Origin of the sequence: Micromonospora coxensis, from assembly GCF_900090295.1 — a bacterium.
Taxonomy (GTDB): domain Bacteria; phylum Actinomycetota; class Actinomycetes; order Mycobacteriales; family Micromonosporaceae; genus Micromonospora; species Micromonospora coxensis.
Window position 1 is genome coordinate 6,273,533 of the sequence record NZ_LT607753.1, and the last position, 23,809, is coordinate 6,297,341.

At 76.2% G+C, this 23,809-nt stretch carries 1 protein-coding gene (only partly in view); it reads left to right on the plus strand.

The window, feature by feature from the left end; translation table 11 throughout:
* Positions 1-15 precede the first annotated feature (15 nt).
* On the plus strand, positions 16-23,809 hold the 5' portion of the coding sequence (locus tag GA0070614_RS28375) for a type I polyketide synthase (RefSeq protein WP_088978818.1). It continues 5,840 nt past the right edge of the window; the window shows 23,794 of its 29,634 coding nt (coding positions 1-23,794); the start codon lies at positions 16-18; its stop codon lies beyond the right edge, outside the window.

Below are 23,809 nucleotides of genomic sequence, written 5' to 3' on the forward strand. Positions count from 1 at the left end.
CGTACGGAGTACATGATGTCCACGTCTGCAGATAAGGTCGTCGAGGCGCTTCGGGCTTCGCTCAAGGAGACCAGCCGGCTCAAGCAGCTCAACCAGCAGCTCAGCGCGGCGGCCCGGGAACCGGTCGCCATCGTGGCGATGTCCTGCCGCTACCCGGGCGGGGTGTCCGGCCCCGACCAGCTGTGGGACCTGGTCGCCTCCGGGGGCGACGCCATCGGCGGCTTCCCCACCGACCGGGGCTGGGACCTGGACAACCTCTACGACCCGTCGGCGGACCGGGTCGGGCGCTCCACCACCCGTCAGGGCGGCTTCCTGTACGACGCGGCCGAGTTCGACGCCGAGTTCTTCGGCGTCAGCCCCCGTGAGGCGCTGGCCATGGACCCGCAGCAGCGGCTGCTGCTGGAGACCTCCTGGGAGGCGTTCGAGAGCGCCGGCATCGCCCCGTCCGCGATGCGCGGGCAGAAGGTCGGCGTGTTCGTCGGCACCGCCGCCAACGGCTACGGCGTCGGGCAGGACGGCGGCGCGGACGGCGCCGACGAGGGCTACCTGCTCACCGGCACCGCCACCAGCGTCGTCTCCGGGCGTATCGCGTACGCCCTCGGCCTGGAGGGCCCGGCGGTCACCGTGGACACCGCCTGCTCGTCGTCGCTCGTCGCGTTGCACCTGGCCTGCCAGGCACTGCGCTCCGGCGAGTTCGACCTGGCGCTGGCCGGCGGCGTGACCGTGATGGCCACCCCCAGCGCGTTCGTCGGCTTCTCCCGGCAGCGCGGCCTCGCCTCCGACGGGCGGTGCAAGTCGTTCGCCGCGTCCGCCGACGGCACCGGCTGGGCCGAGGGCGTCGGCCTGCTCCTCGTCGAGCGGCTCTCCGACGCCCAGCGCAACGGCCACCGCGTCCTCGCCGTGGTCCGCGGCTCCGCGATCAACCAGGACGGCGCGTCCAACGGCCTCACCGCCCCCAACGGCCCCGCCCAGCAGCGGGTGATCCGGCAGGCGTTGAGCAACGCCCGGCTCGCCCCCGCCGACGTGGACGCCGTCGAGGCGCACGGCACCGGCACCACCCTCGGCGACCCGATCGAGGCGCAGGCGCTGCTCGCCACGTACGGGCAGGAGCGCGACGGCGACCCGCTCTGGCTCGGCTCGGTCAAGTCGAACCTCGGGCACAGCCAGTCCGCCGCCGGCATCGCCGGCATCATCAAGATGGTCATGGCGATGCGGCACGGCGTGCTGCCGGCCACCCTGCACGTCGACGCCCCGTCGCCGCACATCGACTGGTCCGCCGGGGCGGTCGAACTGCTCACCGAGGCCCGGCCCTGGCCGCAGGTGGACCGGGCCCGCCGGGCGGCCGTGTCGTCGTTCGGCATCTCCGGCACCAACGCCCACGTCATCCTGGAACAGGCCGACCCGGCGCCCGCCCCGCCCCCCGTGCCGGCGCAGCAGCCCGCCCTGCTCACCACGCCCGCCACCGTCTGGACGCTGTCGGCCCGGTCCGTCCCGGCGCTGCGCGCGCAGGCCGCCCGGCTCGCCCGCCACCTCCGCGACCGCGACGAGACCGACCCGGCCCGGGTGGCCTGGTCGCTGGCCACCACCCGGTCGGTGTTCGAGCACCGCGCGGCGGTCGTCGCCGCCGACCCGGCGCACCTGCTCGCCGGCCTCGACGCCCTCGCCGCCGGCACGCCCGCCGGCGCCGTGGTCACCGGCGTCGCCGGCGAGCCCGGCGAGGGCCCGGTCTGGGTCTTCCCCGGCCAGGGCGCCCAGTACGTGTCGATGGCCGCCGGACTGATCGGCGCCTGCCCCGTCTTCGACGAGACGCTGGCCGAGTGCCAGGCCGAGTTCGACCGCTGGCTCGACGTCGACCTCGTCGCCGTGCTCACCGGCGACGACGACACCTGGCTGACCCGCTCCGAGATCGTCCAGCCGGCCTTGTTCGCCGTCGCCGTGGGCCTGGCCCGGGTGTGGCGGCACACCGGGGTGACCCCCCGCGCGGTCATCGGCCACTCCCAGGGCGAGATCGTCGCCGCCCACGTCGCCGGGGCGCTGACCCTGGCCGACGCGGTGAAGATCCTCGCGCTGCGGGCCCGCGCCCTCACCGGCATCGCCGGCACCGGGGCGATGATCTCCATCGACCTGCCCGTCGACGCGGTCACCGGCCACCTGCCCGACGGGATCACCGTCTCCGTCCTCAACGGCCCGAACACCACGGTGGTCTCCGGGCCGCCGCAGGCCGTCGCCGACCTGGCCGCCGCGTACGCCGCCGACGGCGTCCGGGTACGCACCATCGACATCGACTACGCCTCGCACTCGCCGGCCGTCCAGCCGGTCGCCGACCGGATACGCGCCGACCTGGCCGACGTCACGCCCCGCGACGGCGACGTGCGGATCATCTCCACCGTCACCGGCGGCTGGATCGACGGCGCCGACCTGGACGCCGACTACTGGGCCGACAACCTGCGCCGGCCGGTGCTGTTCGACACCGCCGTGCGGACCGCGCTCGACGCCGGCCACACCGACTTCGTCGAGGTCTCCCCGCACCCGGTGCTGAGCATGTCGCTGACCGCCATCCTCGACGACACCGGCGTCACCGGCCGGGCCCTGGCCACCCTGCGACGCGGCGAGGACCCGACCGTACGGCTGCTGACCAGCCTCGCCGCGGCCCACGCCCACGGCCTGCCGGTGGACCACCGGCGGATCCTCGCCCCCGCCCCGATCCTCACCGACCTGCCCACCTACGCCTTCCAGCGGCAGCGCTACTGGCCGGAGCGGATGGCCGCCACCACCGCCGCCGGGCCGGTCAGCCCGGACGTGGTCGACGTGGAGTTCTGGTCGGCCGTGGAACGCTCCGACGTGGCCGCGCTCGCCGCCCAGCTCGACGGACCGGCCGACCTGGAGGTGCTCGCCCCGGCGCTGCCCGTGCTGTCGTCCTGGCGCCGGGCCCGGTTGCAGCGGGCCGTGCTGGACGGCTGGTCGTACCGGGTGGTGTGGAAGCCGGCCGGGCCGACCGGCGGCCGGCCCGTCGACGGGGACCTGCTGGTGGTGCTGCCCGCCGCCGACGCCACCGTGGACGGCTGGGTGGACCGGCTCGCCGCCGTCGCCGGCCGGCCGGTCCGGCGGCTCACCGTCGACCCGGCCGCGACCAGCCGCGAGGACCTGGCCCAGGCGCTGGCCGGGCACCGCGACGCCGAGGTGGCCGGCGTGGTCAGCCTGCTCGGCCTCGCCGAGGCGCAGTACCCGGGACACCCCGGCATCCCCACCGGGCTGGTCGCCACCACCCGTCTCGTGCAGGCGCTCCAGGACGCCGACGTACCCGCCCCGCTGTGGTGCCTCACCGTCGGCGGGGTCGGCACCGACCCGGCCGAGCCGGTGGCCAGCGCCGCGCAGCACGCCCTGTGGGGCCTGGCCCGGGTGGTCGGGCTGGAGCACCCGCGCCGCTGGGGCGGCCTGGTCGACCTGCCCGCCGAGCCCGACGACACGACCTGGGCCGAGGTCACCCGCCTGCTCACCGGCGGCGGCGACGAGGACCAGTTCGCCGTGCGCCCGTACGGCACCTTCGTGCGCCGGCTCGCCCGCGCCACCGCCGGCGCCGCCCGGCAGGTCACCGCGTGGCAGCCGCATGGCACCGTCCTGGTCACCGGTGGCACCGGCGCGATCGGCGCGCAGGCCGCCCGCTGGCTCGCCGCCAACGGCGCCGCGCACCTGGTCCTCACCAGCCGCCGGGGCCTCGACGCGGCCGGCGCCCGCGAGCTGGCCGACGAGCTGACCGCCACCGGGGTACGGGTCAGCGTCGTCGCCTGCGACATGGCCGACCGCGCGCAGGTCGCCGCGCTGGTCGCCGGCCTGGACGAGGTCGCCCCGCTGACCGCCGTGCTGCACGCCGCCGGGGTCACCCGGCTCACCGCGCTTGTCGACACCGACCTCGACGTGCTCGACCACGTGCTGGCCGGCAAGGTCGCCGGTGCGGCGTACCTCGACGAACTGCTCGGGGACCGGCCGCTCGACGCGTTCGTCACCTTCGCCTCCATCTCCGGCGTCTGGGGCAGCGGCGGGCAGGGCGCGTACGCGGCCGCGAACGCGTACCTCGACGCGCTCGCCGAGCAGCGCCGCGCCCGGGGGCTCACCGCCACCTCCATCTCCTGGGGCGCCTGGGCCGAGGGCGGCATGGCCACCACCGAGGAGGCGCAGCGGCTGCTCAGCCGCCGTGGCCTCAACCCGATGCAGCCGGCCGCCGCGCTGCTCGCCCTGCGCCGCGCCGTCGAGCACGGCGAGACCTGCCTGACCGTCGCCGACATCGACTGGGAGCAGTTCGCCCCCGCGTACGCGTCGGCCCGGCCGCGCCCGCTGCTCGACGACATCGCCGAGGCCCGTGACGCCCTCGCCGCGCGTCCCGCCGACGTCGGCGCCGACCACGCCACCGCGCTGCGCGCCCAGCTGACCGCCCTGACCCGCGCCGACCGGGACCGGCACCTGACCGACCTGGTCCGCGACCACGCCGCGGCCGTGCTCGGCCACGCCGGCACCGACGCGGTCAAGCCGAAGCGGGCCTTCAAGGACCTCGGCTTCGACTCGCTGACCGCCGTGGAGCTGCGCAACCAGCTCACCGCCGCGACCGGGCTGACCCTGCCCACCACGCTGATCTTCGACTACCCCAACCCGGCCACCCTCGCCGGCCACCTGGCGGCCCTGCTGCGCCTGGACGACACCGCCGAAGCCGGAGCGCCGGCCGGCGCGGGCGGGCCGGTCGCTGCCGACGAGCCGATCGCCATCGTCGGGATGAGCTGCCGCTACCCGGGCGGGGTCAGCGACCCCGACGGGCTGTGGGACCTGGTCGCCTCCGGACGCGACGGGATCACCGAGTTCCGCGCCGACCGGCACTGGGACCTGGACCGGCTGTTCGCCGCCGACCCCGACGCTCCCGGACGCTCGTACACCCGCCACGGCGGGTTCCTCGACACCGCCACCGACTTCGACCCGGTCTTCTTCGGCATCAGCCCGCGCGAGGCGCTGGCGATGGACCCGCAGCAGCGGCTGCTGCTGGAGGCCACCTGGGAGGCGTTCGAGCAGGCCGGCGTCACCCCGGACGCGCTGCACGGCACCCCGACCGGGGTGTTCGTCGGGGCGTCCCCGTCCGGCTACGGCACCGGCGACGAGACCCCCGACCTGGACGGCTACCGGCTCACCGGCGGCGCGCACAGCGTCATCTCCGGCCGGGTCGCCTACACGTTCGGCCTGGAGGGGCCGGCCGTCACCGTGGACACCGCCTGCTCGTCGTCGCTGGTGGCGCTGCACCTGGCCGTGCAGTCGCTGCGGCAGGGCGAGTGCGACCTCGCCGTCGCCGGCGGCGTGACCGTGATGGTCACCCCCGGCGCGTTCGTCGAGTTCACCCGGCAGGGCGGGCTCGCCGCCGACGGCCGGTGCCGCTCCTTCGCCGCCGCCGCCGACGGCACCGGCTGGGGCGAGGGCGTCGGTGTGCTGCTCGTCGAGCGGCTCTCCGACGCCCGCCGCAACGGCCACCGGATCCTCGCCGTGGTGCGCGGCAGCGCGGTCAACCAGGACGGCGCGTCCAACGGGCTGACCGCCCCGAACGGGCCGTCCCAGCAGCGGGTGATCCGGCAGGCGCTGACCAACGCCGGGCTCACCCCCGCCGACGTCGACGTGGTCGAGGCGCACGGCACCGCCACCACCCTCGGCGACCCGATCGAGGCACAGGCCCTGCTGGCGACGTACGGGCAGGACCGGCCGGCCGACCGTCCGCTCTGGCTCGGCTCGATCAAGTCGAACATCGGGCACACCCAGGCCGCCGCCGGTGTCGCCGGGGTGATCAAGATGGTGCAGGCGCTGCGGCACGGCGTCCTGCCCCGCACCCTGCACGTCGACGAGCCCACCCCGCACGTCGACTGGTCGGCCGGCGCGGTCGAACTGCTGACCGAGGCGCGGCCGTGGCCGCGGACGGACCGGCCGCGCCGGGCCGCCGTGTCGTCGTTCGGGGTCAGCGGCACCAACGCCCACGTCGTCATCGAGCAGCCGCCCGCCGAGGTCGTCCCCGGCGAGATGGTCGACGCCACCGCGCCGCCGCTGGCGCCGGTGCTGCTCTCCGCCCGGGGCGAGGACGGGCTGGCCCGGCAGGCCCGGCACTGGTCCGACCGGTTCGGCGCGGCCGGCCTGCCCCGCCTGGTCGACGTCGCCTGGACCTCGCTGACCGCCCGGACGGCCCTGGAGCACCGCGCGGTGCTGCTCGCCGCCGACCACGCCGAGCTGACCGCCGCGCTGGCCGCCCTCGCCGCCGACGAGCCCAGCGACACCGTGCTCACCGGGCGGGCCACCGACCGGGGCCCGGTCGCGGTGCTCTTCTCCGGCCAGGGCGCGCAGCGCGCCGGCATGGGCCGGGAGTTGTACGCCGCGTTCCCGGTGTTCGCCGCCGCGGTGGACGAGGTGTGCGCCCACCTGGACCCGCTGCTGCCGCAGCCGCTCAAGTCGGTGCTCTTCACCGACGAGACCGGGCTGCTGGACCAGACCGTGTTCACCCAGGCCGGCCTGTTCGCGGTCGAGGTGGCGTTGTTCCGTCTCGTCGAGTCGTTCGGGATCGTGCCGGACTTCGTGGGTGGGCATTCGGTCGGGGAGATCACGGCCGCGCATGTGGCGGGGGTGTTGTCGCTGGCGGACGCGTGCGCGTTGGTCGCGGCGCGGGGTCGGTTGATGCAGGCGTTGCCGGCCGGTGGTGGGATGCTCGCGGTGGCCGCGTCCGAGGCGGACGTGCTGCCGACGCTGGACGGGCTGGCCGACGTCGGCGTCGCCGCCGTCAACGGGCCCACCTCCGTGGTCGTCTCCGGCGCCCTCGACACCCTCGACGAGGTGGAGCGGACCTGGCAGGGCCGGGGCGTGCGCACCCGCCGGCTCACCGTCAGCCACGCGTTCCACAGCCCGCTGATGGCACCGATGCTCGACGAGTTCCGCGCCGTCCTCGACGGGCTGCGCTTCGCCGCGCCGCTGGTCCCGATCGTGTCCAACCTGACCGGCGCCCTCGCCGACCCGCAGGAGCTGACCCGCCCCGACTACTGGGTACGACACGTCCGCGAGGCGGTCCGCTTCGCCGACGGCATCACCGCCCTGCGCGCGGTCGGGGTCGACACGTTCGTCGAGATCGGACCCGGCGCGGTGCTCACCGCCCTGGTCCGCGAGACCCTCACCGCCGACGGCGTCCTCGCCGTGCCCGTCCAGCGCCGCGACCGCGCCGAGCCGCGCGCCCTGCTCGCCGGCCTGGCCGAGCTGTACGCCGCCGGCGGGACCGTCGACTGGGCCCCGCTGTTCGCCGACGCCGCCCCGGCCCGGGTCGACCTGCCCACGTACGCCTTCGCGCAGCAGCGCTTCTGGCTGCGTCCCGCCGGCCGGGCCTCCGACGTCTCCGGCGCCGGCCTCGGCGCGGCCGGGCACCCGCTGCTCGCCGCCGCCGTCCGGCTGGCCGGCGAGGACGCCGCCGTGCTCACCGGCCGGCTCTCCGTGGCCGCCCAGCCGTGGCTGGCCGACCACGTGGTGGCCGGCGCGGTGGTCGTCCCCGGTACCGCGCTGATCGAGCTGGCGCTGCGCGCCGGCGACGAGTTCGGCCCCTGCCGGGTGCGGGAGCTGACCATCGCCGCCCCGCTCGTGCTGCCCGACCGGGGCGCGGTGCGGGTGCAGGTCCGCGTCGGCCCCCGCGACCACGCCGGCTGGCGGCCCGTCACCGTCCACTCGCAGCCCGACCACGACCCCGACGGCGACTGGGTGCGGCACGCCGAGGGGGTGCTCACCGCCGTCGACCCGACCGACGACACCGGTCTCGGCGCGTGGCCCCCGGCGCACGCCGACGAGGTCGACCTCGCCGGCTGGTACCCGGCCCTCGCCGGGCACGGCATGACGTACGGGCCGGTGTTCCAGGGCCTGCGCCGCGCCTGGACGGCCGGCGACGACACCGTCTACGCCGAGGTGACCCTGCCCGCCGCCACCGGCGACGGCAACGCCGGCTTCGGCGTGCACCCCGCGCTGCTCGACGCCGCCCTGCACCCCACCGCCCTGCTGCCCGGCGACGGCACCGGCGGACCCAAGGCGCCGTTCGCGTTCGAGGGCGTCCAGGTGCACGCCGTCGGGGCGGACACCCTCCGCGTCCGGCTCACCCGCGCCGGGTCGGCCGTGCGGCTGCTCGCCGTGGACGACACCGACCGCCCGGTGGTCTCCGTCGACTCCCTCGTGCTGCGCGAGATGACCGGCGTCGACCCGTCGGCGGCCACCCTTGCCGCCCGGTCGCTGTTCCGCGTCGCCTGGCACGCCGAGACGCTCACCCCCACCGAGCCGCCCGCCACCGCCCTGCTGGGCGCGCCCCACCCGGCCCTGCCCGGCATCCCCGCGTACCCCGGGGTCGCCGACCTGGTCGCGGCCGGCGACGTACCCGGACTGGTCCTGCTGCCGGTGCCCGCGACGCCGGCCGGCGAGCTGCCGGCGGCGGTCCGGGCGGTCACCACCGACGTGCTCGCCGCCGTGCAGGAGTGGCTGGCCGCCGACGACCTCGCCGACACCCGCCTCGCCGTGGTCACCCGCCACGCGGTGCGGGCCACCGACAGCGACCCGGCCGAGGACCTGGCCGGCGCGGCCGTCCGGGGCCTGCTGCGCTCCGCCCAGTCCGAGCACCCCGGCCGGATCGTCCTGGCCGACCTCGACCGGGACCTCGACGCGGCGGCCGTCGCGCTGCTCGCGGCCGCCGCCGACGACCCGGCCGCGGCGCAGCTCGCGGTCCGTGGCGACACGGCGTTGACCCCCCGTCTGGTACGCGCCGACACCCCGCCCACGGACACCCCACGGCTGCGCGGCGGCACCGTGCTGGTCACCGGCGGCACCGGCGCCCTCGGCGCCCTGCTCGCCCGGCACCTCGTCACCGAGTGGGGCGTGGAATCCCTCGCCCTGGTCAGCCGGCGTGGCCCCGACGCCGCCGGCGCGGCCGACCTGGCCGCCGAGCTGACCGCCCACGGCGCCCGGGTCCGGGTGCTCGCCTGCGACGTCACCGACCCCGCCGCCGTGCGCGCCCTCGTCGGGCAGCTCACCGACGGCGACCGGCTCGCCGGCGTGGTGCACACCGCCGGTGTGCTCGACGACGCCGTCGTCACCGGCATCGACCCGGACCGGCTGGCCCGGGTGCTCGCCCCGAAGGTCGACGCCGCCTGGTGGCTGCACCAGGCCACCGCCGAGCTGGACCTCGATCTGTTCGTCGTCTTCTCCTCCATCGCCGGGGTGCTCGGCTCCCCGGGCCAGGGCGCGTACGCGGCGGCCAACAGCTTCCTGGACGCCCTCGCCGCCCACCGTCGGGGCCGCGGCCTGCCCGCGCACGCGCTGGCCTGGGGCATGTGGGACACCGACGGCATGGCGGCCACCCTCAGCGCCGCCGACCGCTCCCGGGTCACCCGCTCCGGCCTCGGCCTGATCACCGCACCCGTCGGCGTCGCGCTGCTCGACGCGGCCGTCGCCACCGACACCCCCGCCCTCGTCCCCGCCGTCGTCGACGTGCCGGCCCTGCGCGCGGCGGCCACCACCACCGGCGTACCGCCGATCTGGCGTGCCCTGGTCGGGACGGTGACCGCCCGGCGGCAGGCCGGCGGCGCGGCGGCCGGCGGCCTCGCGCAGCGGCTGGCCACGCTCGCCCCCGACGAGGCCCGCGCCCAGGTCGACATCCTGGTCCGGGGCCTGGTGGCGCAGGTGCTCGGGCACGGTGGCGCGGACGCGGTGCCCGCCGACCGGGCGTTCCGGGAGCTGGGGTTCGACTCGCTGACGGCGGTGGACCTGCGTAACCGGATCAACGCGGCGACCGGGCTGCGGCTGGCCTCCACGCTGGTCTTCGACTACCCGACCCCGGGCGCCCTCGCCGCCCACGTGCACGAGCAACTCACCGGCGCGGTCGCCGCCCGGCCCGACGTGGTCGCCGCCACCGGCGTCGACGAGCCGATCGCGATCGTCGGCATGGCCTGCCGCTACCCGGGCGGGGTGGACAACCCCGAGCAGCTCTGGCGGCTGCTGGTCGCCGGCGGCGACGGCATCGGCGAGTTCCCCACCAACCGGGGCTGGGACCTGGACTCGCTGTACCACCCGGACCCCGACCACCCCGGCACCTCGTACGCCCGGCACGGCGGCTTCCTCACCGGGGCGGCCGCGTTCGACCCCGCCTTCTTCGGCATCTCGCCCCGGGAGGCCGTCGCGATGGACCCGCAGCAGCGGCTGCTGCTGGAGGCGTCCTGGGAGACGTTCGAGTCCGCCGGCCTCGACCCGGCGCGGGTACGCGGCAGCCGCACCGGCGTGTTCGCCGGCCTGATGTACCACGACTACGCCTCGCAGGTGCAGGAGCTGCCGGACGGGCTGGAGGGCTACATCGGCACCGGCAACTCCGGCAGCGTGGTCTCCGGGCGGGTGGCCTACACCTTCGGCCTGGAAGGCCCGGCGGTGACCGTGGACACGGCGTGCTCGTCGTCGCTGGTAGCGCTGCACCTGGCCGTACAGGCGCTGCGCAGCGGCGAGTGCGATCTGGCGTTGGCCGGTGGCGTGACGGTGATGGCGACGCCGGGGACGTTCGTGGAGTTCTCCCGGCAGCGGGGCCTGTCCCCGGACGGGCGGTGCAAGTCGTTCGCCGCGTCGGCCGACGGCACCGGCTGGTCCGAGGGCGTGGGCATGCTCCTCGTGCAACGGCTCTCCGACGCCCGCCGCGACGGCCGGCGGATCCTGGCCGTGGTACGCGGCACGGCGGTCAACCAGGACGGCGCGTCCAACGGGCTGACCGCACCCAACGGCCCGTCGCAGCAGCGGGTCATCCGGCAGGCCCTCGCGAACGCCCGACTGTCCACCGCCGACGTGGACGCCGTCGAGGCGCACGGCACCGGCACCACCCTCGGCGACCCGATCGAGGCACAGGCCCTGCTGGCCACCTACGGGCAGGACCGGCCGGCCGACCGTCCGCTCTGGCTCGGGTCGATCAAGTCCAACATCGGCCACACCCAGGCCGCCGCCGGGGTCGCCGGCATCATCAAGATGATCATGGCGATGCGGCACGGGACCATGCCGCGCACCCTGCACGTGGACGAGCCGTCCCCGCACATCGACTGGACGGCCGGCGCGGTCGAACTGCTCACCGAGGCGCAGCCCTGGCCGCAGACGGGCCGACCCCGCCGCGCCGCAGTCTCCTCGTTCGGCGTCAGCGGCACCAACGCCCACGTGATCATCGAGCAACCGCCCGCCGGGGCTCGCCCCTCGGCTGCGGACGCGCCCGCGCCGGCCACCCCGGCGGCGGCGGTGCTGCTGTCCGCGCGCACCGACGCCGCCCTCGCCGCCCAGGCGCAGCGCTGGGCCGGGTGGCTCGCCGCCGACCAGGAGTTGCGCCCGGTCGACGTGGGCTGGTCGTCCGTCACCGGCCGGGCCGTCCTGGAACACCGCGCGGTCGTCGCGGCGGCGGACCGGGAGGAACTGCTGGCCGGGCTGCGCGCCCTCGCTGCCGGCACCCCGGCCGGCACCGTCGTCACCGGCGCCGGCACGGCCCGGGGTCCGCTCGCGGTGCTCTTCTCCGGCCAGGGCGCGCAGCGCGCCGGCATGGGCCGTGAGCTGTACGCCGCGTTCCCGGTGTTCGCCGCCGCGGTGGACGAGGTGTGCGCCCACCTGGACCCGCTGCTGCCGCAGCCGCTCAAGTCGGTGCTCTTCACCGACGAGACCGGGCTGCTGGACCAGACCGTGTTCACCCAGGCCGGCCTGTTCGCGGTCGAGGTGGCGCTGTTCCGGCTCGTCGAGTCGTTCGGTGTGGTGCCGGACTTCGTGGGTGGGCATTCGGTCGGGGAGATCACCGCCGCGCACGTGGCGGGGGTGCTGTCGCTGGCGGACGCGTGCGCGTTGGTCGCGGCGCGGGGTCGGTTGATGCAGGCGTTGCCGGCCGGTGGCGGGATGCTCGCGGTGGCCGCGTCCGAGGCGGACGTGCTGCCGACGCTGGACGGTCTGGCCGACGTGGGGATCGCCGCTGTCAACGGGCCGACCGCCGTCGTGGTCTCCGGCGCGCTCGACGCCTTGGACGAGGTGGAGCGGACCTGGCAGGGCCGGGGCGTGCGCACCCGCCGGCTCACCGTCAGCCACGCCTTCCACAGCCCACTGATGACGCCGATGCTCGACGAGTTCCGCGCCGTCCTCGACGGACTGGTGTTCCGGGCGCCGCTCGTGCCCGTCGTGTCCAACCTGACCGGCGCCCTCGCCGACCCGCAGGAGCTGACCCGCCCCGACTACTGGGTACGCCACGTCCGCGAGGCCGTCCGCTTCGCCGACGGCATCACCGCCCTGCGCGCGGCCGGCGTCGACACGTTCCTGGAGATCGGGCCGCAGAGCGTCCTGACCGCGATGACCGCCGACGTGCTGCCCGACGACGAGAGTGTGCTCGCGGTGGCCGCCCAGCGCAGGGACCGCGCCGAGGCGCAGGCGCTGCTCGCCGCCCTGGCCGACCTGCACGTGCACGGCGTCGCCGTCACCTGGCCGCAGTGGTACGCCGGGGCGGACCCGCAGCGCGTCGACCTGCCCACGTACGCCTTCCAGCACGAGCGCTACTGGCTCGGCATCGGCCGGGCCAGGGCGGGTGACGTGACCGGCGCCGGGCTCGGCGCGGCCGGGCACCCGCTGCTCGGGGCGGCGGTCACCGTCGCCGGCGAGGACATGGTGGTGCTCACCGGCCGGCTGTCGGTCGCCACCCACCCGTGGCTCGCCGACCACACCGTCGCCGGTGTGGTGGTCGTCCCCGGTACGGCCCTGGTCGAACTGGCCGTCCGGGCCGGCGACGAGGCGGGCGTGCCCCGGCTGCGGGAGCTGACCATCGCCGCCCCGCTGGTGCTGGCCGACACCGGCGCGGTCCGCGTCCAGGTCCGCGTCGGCCCGCCCGACGACAGCGGCGCGCGGCCGGTCGCGGTGCACTCGCAGTCCGACGGCGACCCCGACTGGGTACGGCACGCCGACGGGGTGCTCGACGTGGCGTCGGCCGACGAGCCGACCGTGGGGCAGTGGCCGCCGGTCGGAGTCTCCGAGGTGGACCTGTCGGGCTGGTACGACGCGCTGGCCGGGCTCGGCCTGTCGTACGGGCCGGTGTTCCAGGGGTTGCGTCGGGCGTGGGCCGGTGACGGCGAGGTGTACGCCGAGGTGGCGCTGCCGGAGGAGACGGCCGGTGAGGCGGTGCGCTTCGGGGTGCACCCGGCGCTGCTGGACGCCGCGTTGCATCCGATCGGGTTGCTGCTGTCCGAGGAGGGGTCCGCGCCTCGGGTGCCGTTCGCGTTCGAGGGTGTGCAGGTGCACGCCTCGGGGGCGCGGACGCTGCGGGTGCGGCTGACCCGTACCGGCGGGGGAGTCCGTCTCGTCGCGGTGGACGAGTCGGGTGTCCCGGTGGTGTCGGTGGACTCCCTGGTGCTGCGCGAGCTGACCGGCGTCGTCGCGCCCGGCGCAGCGGCCCGCTCCCTGTTCACCCTCGCCTGGCAGGCCGAGGACCTCACCCCCGCCGAGACGTCCGGCTGGGCCCTGCTGTCGGCCACGCCGGCCGGGCTGCCGGACCTGCCGGCGTACCCGGACATCGCGGCCCTGACCGAGGCGGTCGAGACCGGCCGGACCACCGCGCCCCGGGCGCTGCTGCTGCCGCTGCCCGCCGGCCGCGACGCCGCCGTCCCGGACACCATCCGGGCCCTCACCGCCGACGTCCTCGCCGTCACCCAGGCATGGCTGGCCGCCGACGCGCTCGCCGACACGCGACTCGTCGTGGTCACCCGGGGCGCCGTGGCGGCGCACCCCGCCGACCGGGTCGACGACCTGGCCGGCGCGGCCGTGTGGGGCCTGCTGCGCGCGGCGCAGTCCGAGCACCCGGGCCGGATCGTCCTGGCCGACGTTGACGGCGACCTGGACCCCGACGTGCGGGGCCTGCTCGCCCGCGCCGCCGACGACCCGACCGGCGGCCAGGTGGCGGTGCGGGCCGGTGAGGTGTGGGTGCCGCGCCTGGTGCGGGCGTCGGGCTCCTCAGCGGAGGTCGTCGTCGGTGCGGGCACGGTGCTGGTGACCGGTGGCACCGGTGCGTTGGGCGCGCTGGTGGCGGAGCATCTGGTGTCGGCGTACGGGGTGCGGTCGCTGGTGCTCGCCTCGCGGCGGGGGATGGACGCCGCCGGCGCGGCGGCGTTGGTGGACCGGCTGTCCGGGCTGGGTGCGTCGGTGCGGGTGGTGGCGTGCGACGTGACCGACCGGGACGCGGTGCGGTCGCTGGTCGATGAGGTCACCGCCACCGGCCGGCTCGCGGGTGTGGTGCACACGGCGGGCGTGCTGGACGACGGTGTCGTCACCGGTATCACCGCCGGTGGGCTGGCCCGGGTGCTCGCGCCGAAGGTGGACGCGGCGTGGCATCTGCACGAGGTGACGGCGGGTCTGGATCTGGATCTGTTCGTGATGTTCTCGTCGGTGGCCGGGGTGCTCGGCTCGCCCGGTCAGGGGGCGTACGCGGCGGGGAACACGTTCCTGGACGGTTTGGCGTGGTTCCGGCGGCAGGTGGGTCTGCCGGCGGTGTCGTTGGCGTGGGGGATGTGGGACACCGACGGGATGGCGGCCTCGGTGTCCGAGGCCGACCGGGCCCGCTCGGCCCGCGCGGGTCTGACCCCGATGAGTGCCGAGACCGGGCTGGCGCTCTTCGACGCCGCGCTCGCGGCGGGCCTTCCGGCGCCGGTGCCGGCCGTGCTCGACGTACCCGCCCTGCGGGCCGCCCTCGGCGCCGGCCCGGTGCCGGCCGTGCTGCGTACCCTGGTCGGCGCGAGCACCACCCGCCGGCAGGCCGGGCAGGGCGGCGACTGGGCCGACCAGCTCGCCGGCCTCGCACCCGACGACGCCCGCGCCCGGATCGACCTGCTGGTCCGGGGCCTGGTGGCACAGGTGCTCGGGCACGGTGGCGCGGACGCGGTGCCCGCCGACCGGGCGTTCCGGGAGCTGGGTTTCGACTCGTTGACCGCGGTGGACCTGCGTAACCGGATCAACGCGGCGACCGGGCTGCGGCTGGCCTCCACGCTGGTCTTCGACTACCCGACCCCGGCCGTGCTCGCCGAGCACCTCCACGCGCAGGTGTCCGGCCAGCTCACCGCCCGCCGGTCGGCGGTGCGCGCCGTCGGCACGGACGAGCCGATCGCCATCGTCGGCATGGCCTGCCGCTACCCGGGGGACGTGGCGAGCCCCGACCAGCTCTGGGAACTGCTCGCCGCCGGTGGGGAGGGCATCTCGGAGTTCCCCGCCGACCGGGGCTGGGACCTGGAGTCCCTCTTCGACCCGGACCCGAACCACAGCGGCACCTCGTACACCCGGCACGGCGGGTTCCTGCGCGACGCGGCGGACTTCGACCCGGCGTTCTTCGGCATCTCGCCCCGCGAGGCGATCGCCATGGACCCGCAGCAGCGGCTGCTGCTGGAGACCTCGTGGGAGACGTTCGAGTCCGCCGGTCTGGACCCGCAGCGGCTGCGCGGCAGCCGTACCGGTGTCTTCGCCGGGGTCATGTACCACGACTACGCCTCCCGGCTGGCCGACCTGCCGCCGGACGCCGAAGGCTACGTCGGCACCGGCACCTCCGGCAGCGTGCTGTCCGGGCGGGTGGCGTACACGTTCGGCCTGGAAGGCCCGGCCGTCACGGTCGACACGGCGTGTTCGTCGTCGTTGGTGGCGTTGCACCTGGCCGCGCAGGCGCTGCGGTCGGGGGAGTGCGATCTGGCGTTGGCCGGTGGCGTGACGGTGATGGCGACGCCGGGGACGTTCGTGGAGTTCTCCCGGCAGCGGGGCCTGTCGCCGGACGGGCGGTGCAAGTCGTTCGCGGCGTCGGCCGACGGCACCGGCTGGTCCGAGGGCGTGGGCATGCTCCTGGTCCAACGCCTCTCCGACGCCCGGCGCGAGGGTCGCCGGGTGTACGCGATCGTGCGCGGCACGGCGGTCAACCAGGACGGTGCGTCCAACGGGTTGACCGCCCCGAACGGGCCGTCGCAGCAGCGGGTGATCCGGCAGGCCCTCGCGAACGCCGGACTGTCCACGGCCGACGTGGACGCCGTCGAGGCGCACGGCACCGGCACCACCCTCGGCGACCCGATCGAGGCGCAGGCCCTGCTGGCCACCTACGGGCAGGACCGGCCGGCCGACCGTCCGCTCTGGCTCGGGTCGGTCAAGTCGAACATCGGCCACACCCAGGCCGCCGCCGGGGTCGCCGGGGTCATCAAGATGGTGCTCGCCATGCGGCACGGCCTGGTGCCGCCCACTCTGCACGTCGACGAGCAGTCCCCGCACGTCGACTGGACGGCCGGGGCGGTGGCCCTGGCCACCGAGGCGACCCCGTGGCCGCAGGTGGACCGGCCCCGTCGGGCGGCGGTGTCGTCGTTCGGCATCTCCGGCACCAACGCCCACGTCATCATCGAGCAGCCGCCCGCCGACGTGATCGACGGCGAGATCGTGCCGCCCGCCCGCCCCGATGCCGAGCCGGCCACCACCGTGCCGGTGCTGCTCTCCGCCCGGTCGCAGGCGGCCCTGGCCGGGCAGGCCGGCCGGTGGGCGCGGTGGCTGGCCGACGACGAGTCGCTGCGTCCGGTGGACGTGGCGTGGTCGTCGGTGACCACCCGTGCGGTGTTGGAGCAGCGGGCCGTGGTGACCGCGGCCGACCGCGCCGGGCTGATCGCCGGCCTGCGCGCCCTCGCCGCCGGCGAGCCCACCGGGACGGCCGTCACCGGCGCGGCAGTACCGCGCGGGCACCTGGCCCTGCTCTTCTCCGGTCAGGGCGCGCAGCGCGCCGGCATGGGCCGGGAGCTGTCGGCGACGTTCCCGGTGTTCGCGGCGGCGTTGGACGAGGTGTGCGCGCACCTGGATCCGTTGCTGCCGCAGCCGTTGCGGCAGGTGCTGTTCGCCGACGAGTCCGGGCTGCTGGATCAGACGGTGTTCACCCAGGCTGGGTTGTTCGCGGTCGAGGTGGCGTTGTTCCGCCTGGTGGAGTCGTTGGGTGTGGTGCCGGACTTCGTGGGTGGGCATTCGGTCGGGGAGATCACGGCCGCGCACGTGGCGGGGGTGCTGTCGCTGGCGGACGCGTGCGCGTTGGTCGCGGCGCGGGGTCGGTTGATGCAGGCGTTGCCGGCCGGTGGCGGGATGCTCGCGGTGGCCGCGTCCGAGGCGGACGTGCTGCCGACGCTCGACGGGCTGGCCGACGTCGGTGTCGCCGCCGTCAACGGGCCGACCTCGGTCGTGGTGGCCGGCCCCGTCGACGCGCTCGACCAGGTGGAGCGGGCCTGGCGGGACCGGGGCATCCGGACCCGCCGGCTGACCGTGAGCCACGCGTTCCACAGCCCGCTGATGGCGCCGATGCTCGACGAGTTCCGGGCGGTTCTCGACGGGTTGTCGTTCGCGGCCCCGCTGCTGCCGATCGTGTCCAACCTGACCGGGGCGCTGGCCGACCCCGACGAGATCCGCACCTCCGACTACTGGGTGCGGCACGTGCGTGAGGCGGTCCGGTTCGCCGACGGCATCACCGCCCTGCGCAAGGCCGGGGTGGACACGTTCCTGGAGATCGGGCCGCAGAGCGTCCTGACGGCGATGACCGCCGACGCGCTCCCCGACGACGGTGTGCTCGCCGTGGCCGCCCAGCGCAAGGACCGCACCGAGGTACAGGCGCTGCTCGCCGCCCTGGCCGAGCTGCACGTCGCCGGGGTGCCCGTCACCTGGCGGCAGTGGTTCGCCGACACCGGCGCACGGCGGGTCGACCTGCCCACGTACGCCTTCGCGCACCAGCGGTACTGGCCCTCGGCCCCCCGCCCCCGCATCGGTGACGTGTCGGGAGCAGGGCTCGGCGACGCCGGCCACCCGCTGCTCGGCGCGACGGTCGACCTGGCCGGCGACGGCGAGGTGGTGCTGACCGGCCGACTCTCCCTGGCCACGCACCCCTGGCTCGCCGACCACACGGTCGCCGGCCTGACCCTCGTCCCGGGCGCCGCGCTCGTCGAACTGGCTGTACGCGCCGGCGACGAGGCCGGCCTCTCCCGGCTGCGGGAACTGACCGTCGCCACGCCGCTGGTCCTCCCCGACACCGGAGGCATCCGTCTCCAGGTACGGGTCGACGGGCCCGCCGACTCCCCGTACCGTGCCGTGACCATCCACTCCCGACCCGAGGACGACCCCGAGGCGGCCTGGACCCGGCACGCCGACGGGGTGCTCGACGTGGCGTCGGCCGACGAGCCGACCGTGGGGCAGTGGCCGCCGGTCGGAGTCTCCGAGGTGGACCTGTCGGGCTGGTACGACGCGCTGGCCGGGCTCGGCCTGTCGTACGGGCCGGTGTTCCAGGGGTTGCGTCGGGCGTGGGCCGGTGACGGCGAGGTGTACGCCGAGGTGGCGCTGCCGGAGGAGACGGCCGGTGAGGCGGTGCGCTTCGGGGTGCACCCGGCGCTGCTGGACGCCGCGCTGCATCCGATCGGGTTGCTGCTGTCCGAGGAGGGGTCCGCGCCTCGGGTGCCGTTCGCGTTCGAGGGTGTGCAGGTGCACGCCTCGGGGGCGCGGACGCTGCGGGTGCGGCTGACCCGTACCGGCGGGGGAGTCCGTCTCGTCGCGGTGGACGAGTCGGGTGTCCCGGTGGTGTCGGTGGACTCCCTGGTGCTGCGCGAGCTGACCGGGATGGCCGCGCCGAACGCCGCCGCCCGGTCCCTGTTCGAGGTGTCCTGGCAGTTGGCCCCGCTCACCCCTACCACGCCGGTCACCGGCTGGGCGCTGCTCGCCGGGGACGCCGAGCGTCCGGCCGGGCTGCCGGCGTACCCGGACGTGGCGGCGGTGCTCGCCGCGGTCGCCGCCGGGGCCGACGCCCCGCGCGCCCTCGTGCTGCCGGTCCCCGCCACGCCCGCGCAGGTCGACGACCTGCCCGGATACGCCCGGTCGGTGACCTCGCGCGTCCTCGGCGTGGTGCGGGCCTGGCTCGCCGCCGACGCGCTCGCCGGCGCGACCCTCGTCGCGGTGACCCGGGGCGCGGTCGTCGCCCGCGACGGCGACCGGATGGCCGACCTGGCCGGCGCTGCCGTGTGGGGCCTGCTCCGGTCGGCGCAGTCGGAACACCCCGGCCGTATCGTCCTGGCGGACCTGGACGCCGACGCGCCGACCGGCGACCTGACGCCCGACCTGCTGAGCGTGCTCGCCGCCACCCTCGACGACCCCGCTGGCGGCCAGCTGGCGGTGCGGGCCGGTGAGGTGTGGGTGCCGCGCCTGGTACGCGCGCCAGGCTCTGCGGCGGAGGTCGTCGTCGGTGCGGGCACGGTGCTGGTGACCGGTGGTACCGGTGCGTTGGGCGCGCTGGTGGCGGAGCATCTGGTGTCGGCGTACGGGGTGCGGTCGCTGGTGCTCGCGTCCCGGCGTGGCGCTGCGGGTGCGGACGCGCTGGTGGACCGGCTGTCCGGGCTGGGTGCGTCGGTGCGGGTGGTGGCGTGCGACGTGACCGACCGGGACGCGGTGCGGTCGCTGGTCGACGAGGTCACCGCCGCCGGCCGGCTCGCCGGTGTGGTGCACACGGCCGGTGTGCTCGACGACGGTGTGGTCGAGGGGCTGACCGCCGAGCGGTTGGCGGCGGTGCTCGCGCCGAAGGTGGATGCCGGCTGGCATCTGCACGAGGTGACGGCGGGTCTGGATCTGGATCTGTTCGTGATGTTCTCGTCGGTGGCCGGGGTGCTCGGCTCGCCCGGTCAGGGGGCGTACGCGGCGGGGAACACGTTCCTGGACGGTTTGGCGTGGTTCCGGCGGCGGGCGGGTCTGCCGGCGGTGTCGTTGGCGTGGGGGATGTGGGACACCGACGGGATGGCGGCCTCGGTGTCCGAGGCCGACCGGGCCCGCTCGGCCCGCGCGGGTCTGACCCCGATGAGTGCAGAGACCGGGCTGGCGCTCTTCGACGCCGCCCTTACGACAGGACGGCCGGTGCTGGTGCCGGCGACCATCGACGTGCCCGCCCTGCGGGCCGCCGCCTCCGGTGGCGTCGTACCGCCGATGCTGCGGACCCTGGTCGGCGCGACCAGACGGCAGGTGAGCGGGAACGGGTGGGCCGACCGGCTCGCCGGGCTCACCGACGACGAGGGCCGCGCACAGCTCGCGCTCCTGGTCCGGGGCCTCGTCGCCCAGGTCCTCGGGCACGGCGGCGCCGAGGCGGTGCCCGCCGACCGGGCGTTCCGAGAGCTGGGTTTCGACTCGCTGACGGCGGTGGACCTGCGCAACAGGATCAACGCGGCGACCGGGCTGCGGCTGGGCTCCACGCTGGTCTTCGACTACCCGACCCCGGCCGTGCTCGCCGCGCACCTGTGGTCCGAGCTGGCCGGCGTACCCGGATCGGCGGCCGAGGTGGCCGTCAGCGCCACCACCGGCACCGACGAGCCGATCGCCATCGTCGGTATGGCCTGCCGCTACCCGGGCGGGGTGCAGAGCCCCGACCAGCTCTGGGAGTTGCTGGCCACCGGCGGGGACGGCGTCGGGGAGTTCCCCGCCGACCGCGGCTGGGACCTGGAGTCCCTCTTCGACCCGGACCCGAACCACAGCGGCACCTCGTACGCCCGCCACGGCGGGTTCCTGTACGGGGCAGCCGAGTTCGACCCGGGCTTCTTCGGCATCAGCCCCCGTGAGGCGCTGGCGATGGACCCGCAGCAGCGGCTGCTGCTGGAGACCTCGTGGGAGACGTTCGAGTCCGCCGGCCTCGACCCGGCGCGGCTGCGCGGCAGCCGTACCGGTGTGTTCGCCGGGGTGATGTACCACGACTGGGCGACCCGGTTGATGGACCTGCCCGCCGAGGTGGAGGGGTACGTCGGCACCGGCACCTCCGGCAGCGTGCTGTCCGGGCGGGTCGCCTACACCTTCGGCCTGGAAGGACCGGCCGTCACCGTCGACACCGCCTGCTCGTCGTCGCTGGTGGCGCTGCACCTGGCCGCGCAGGCGCTGCGGTCGGGGGAGTGCGACCTGGCGCTGGCCGGTGGCGTGACGGTGATGGCCACGCCCGGCACGTTCATCGAGTTCTCCCGGCAGCGGGGGCTGTCGCCGGACGGGCGGTGCAAGTCGTTCGCGGCGTCGGCCGACGGCACCGGCTGGTCCGAGGGCGTCGGCGTCCTGCTCGTGCAGCGGCTCTCCGACGCCCGCCGCGACGGCCGGCGGATCCTGGCCGTGGTGCGCGGCACGGCGGTCAACCAGGACGGCGCGTCCAACGGGCTCACCGCCCCCAACGGGCCGTCCCAGCAGCGCGTCATCCGCCAGGCCCTCGCCAACGCCCGGCTCAGCCCGGCACAGGTCGACGTCGTGGAGGCCCACGGCACCGGCACCACCCTCGGCGACCCGATCGAGGCGCAGGCCCTGCTCGCCACCTACGGGCAGGACCGGCCCGCCGACCGGCCACTGCTGCTCGGCTCGATCAAGTCCAACATCGGCCACACCCAGGCCGCCGCCGGCGTCGCCGGGGTGATCAAGATGGTGCTCGCCATGCGGCACGGCCTGGTGCCGCCGACCCTGCACGTGGACGAGCCGTCGCCGCACATCGACTGGACGGCCGGGGCGGTGGCCCTGGCCACCGAGGCGACCCCGTGGCCGCAGGTGGACCGGCCTCGCCGGGCGGCGGTGTCGTCGTTCGGCATCTCCGGCACCAACGCCCACGTCATCATCGAGCAGCCGCCGTCGCCGCCCGTGGTCGACGGCGAGGTGGTCGAGCGGCAGACGCCGGTCGTGCCGGTGCTGCTCTCCGCGCGTACCGACGCCGCCCGCGCCGCGCAGGCGGGCCGGTGGGCGCGGTGGCTGGCCGACGACGGGTCGCTGCGTCCGGTGGACGTGGCGTGGTCGTCGGTGACCACCCGACCCGCCCTCGAACAGCGGGCCGTCGCCCTGGTCGCCGACCGGGACGACCTGCTCGCCGCGCTGCGCGCCCTCGACACCGGCGAGCCCTCCGGCGCCGTGGTCACCGGCAGCGCCACCGCACGCGGCCAGCTCGCCGTCCTCTTCTCCGGTCAGGGCGCGCAGCGTGCCGGCATGGGCCGGGATCTGTACGCCGCATTCCCGGTGTTCGCGGCGGCGTTGGACGAGGTGTGCGGTCACCTGGATCCGCTGTTGCCGCAGCCGTTGCAGTCGGTGCTGTTCGCCGACGAGACCGGGCTGTTGGATCAGACGGTGTTCACCCAGGCCGGTCTGTTCGCGGTCGAGGTGGCGTTGTTCCGCCTGGTGGAGTCGTTCGGTGTGGTGCCGGACTTCGTGGGCGGGCATTCGGTCGGGGAGATCACGGCCGCGCACGTGGCCGGGGTGCTGTCCCTGGCGGACGCCTGCGCGTTGGTCGCCGCCCGGGGTCGGCTGATGCAGGCGCTGCCCGCCGGTGGTGGGATGCTCGCGATCAATGCGCCCGAGGCCGCGGTGGTCGAGTCGATCACCGGGTCTACCGACCGGGTCGGCATCGCCGCCGTCAACGGGCCCAACTCTGTCGTCGTGTCCGGCGACGGGGCGGCCCTGGACGAGATCGCGCAGCTCTGGAAGGACCGGGGCGCCCGGACCCGCCGGCTCACCGTCAGCCACGCGTTCCACAGCCCGCTGATGGCGCCGATGCTCGACGAGTTCCGCGCCGTCCTGACCGGACTGACCTTCGCCGCGCCGCTGGTCCCGATCGTGTCGAACCTGACCGGCGCGCTCGCCGACCCGCAGGAGCTGACCCGCCCCGACTACTGGGTGCGGCACGTCCGCGAGGCCGTCCGCTTCGCCGACGGCATCACCGCCCTGCGCGCCGCCGGTGTCGACACGTTCCTGGAGATCGGCCCGCAGAGCGTCCTGACCGCGATGACCGCCGACGTGCTGCCCGGTGCCGGTGTGCTGACCGTGGCCGCCCAGCGTAAGGACCGCACCGAGGTGCAGGCGCTGCTGGCCGCCCTGGCCGAGTTGCACGTCACCGGGGTGCCGGTGACCTGGCAGTCGTGGTTCGCCGACACCGGCGCGCAGCGGGTGGACCTGCCGACGTACGCCTTCCAGCACCAGCGGTACTGGCCCGAGCCGGCCGCCCGCACGCCGGACACCACCGTCGACGGTGGGGACGGCGAGTTCTGGGCCGCGGTGGAGAGCGGCGACCTGAGCACCCTGGCCGGGCAGCTCGGCGAGGACGCCGTGCACGCCCTCACCCCGGCCCTGCCCGCGCTCACCACCTGGCGCCGCGCCCGCACCCGCGACACCACCCTCGACGGCTGGTCGTACCGGATCGGATGGGAACCGGTCCGGCCGGCCCCCGCCTCCGGGCTGACCGGCCGATGGCTGGTGGTCACCGTGGGCGGCGGCGCCGACGCGGGCGTCGCGAAGACCCTCACCGAGGCCGGCGCCCAGGTCGACACCCTCACCGTCCAGCCCACCGTCGGCCGCCCGGAGCTGGGCGAGCGGCTGCGCCGCACCGGCGCCGAGGGCTGGGCGGGCGTGCTCTGCGTCCTGCCCCGCCAGGACCGGCCGCTGCCGCACGCCCCGGGCGTCCCGGCCGGCACGGCGGTGCTGCTCACCCTCACCCAGGCGCTCACCGACACCGGCCTGCCCGGCCGGGTGTGGGCGCTCAGCCGGGCCGCCCAGCCGGTCACCTCCGACGAGCGCACCGGCGACGTCTGGGCCGCGACGGCCTGGGGCCTGGGCCGCGCCGTCGCCCTCGAACAGCCGGACCGCTGGGGCGGCCTGGTCGACCTGCCGGCCCGCGCCGACCGGAGCACCCGCGCCGCGCTCGTCGCCGTCCTCGCCGACGGCACCCTGGACCAGGTGGCCGTCCGCCGCAGCGGCGTCTACGGCCGCCGCCTGCTGACCG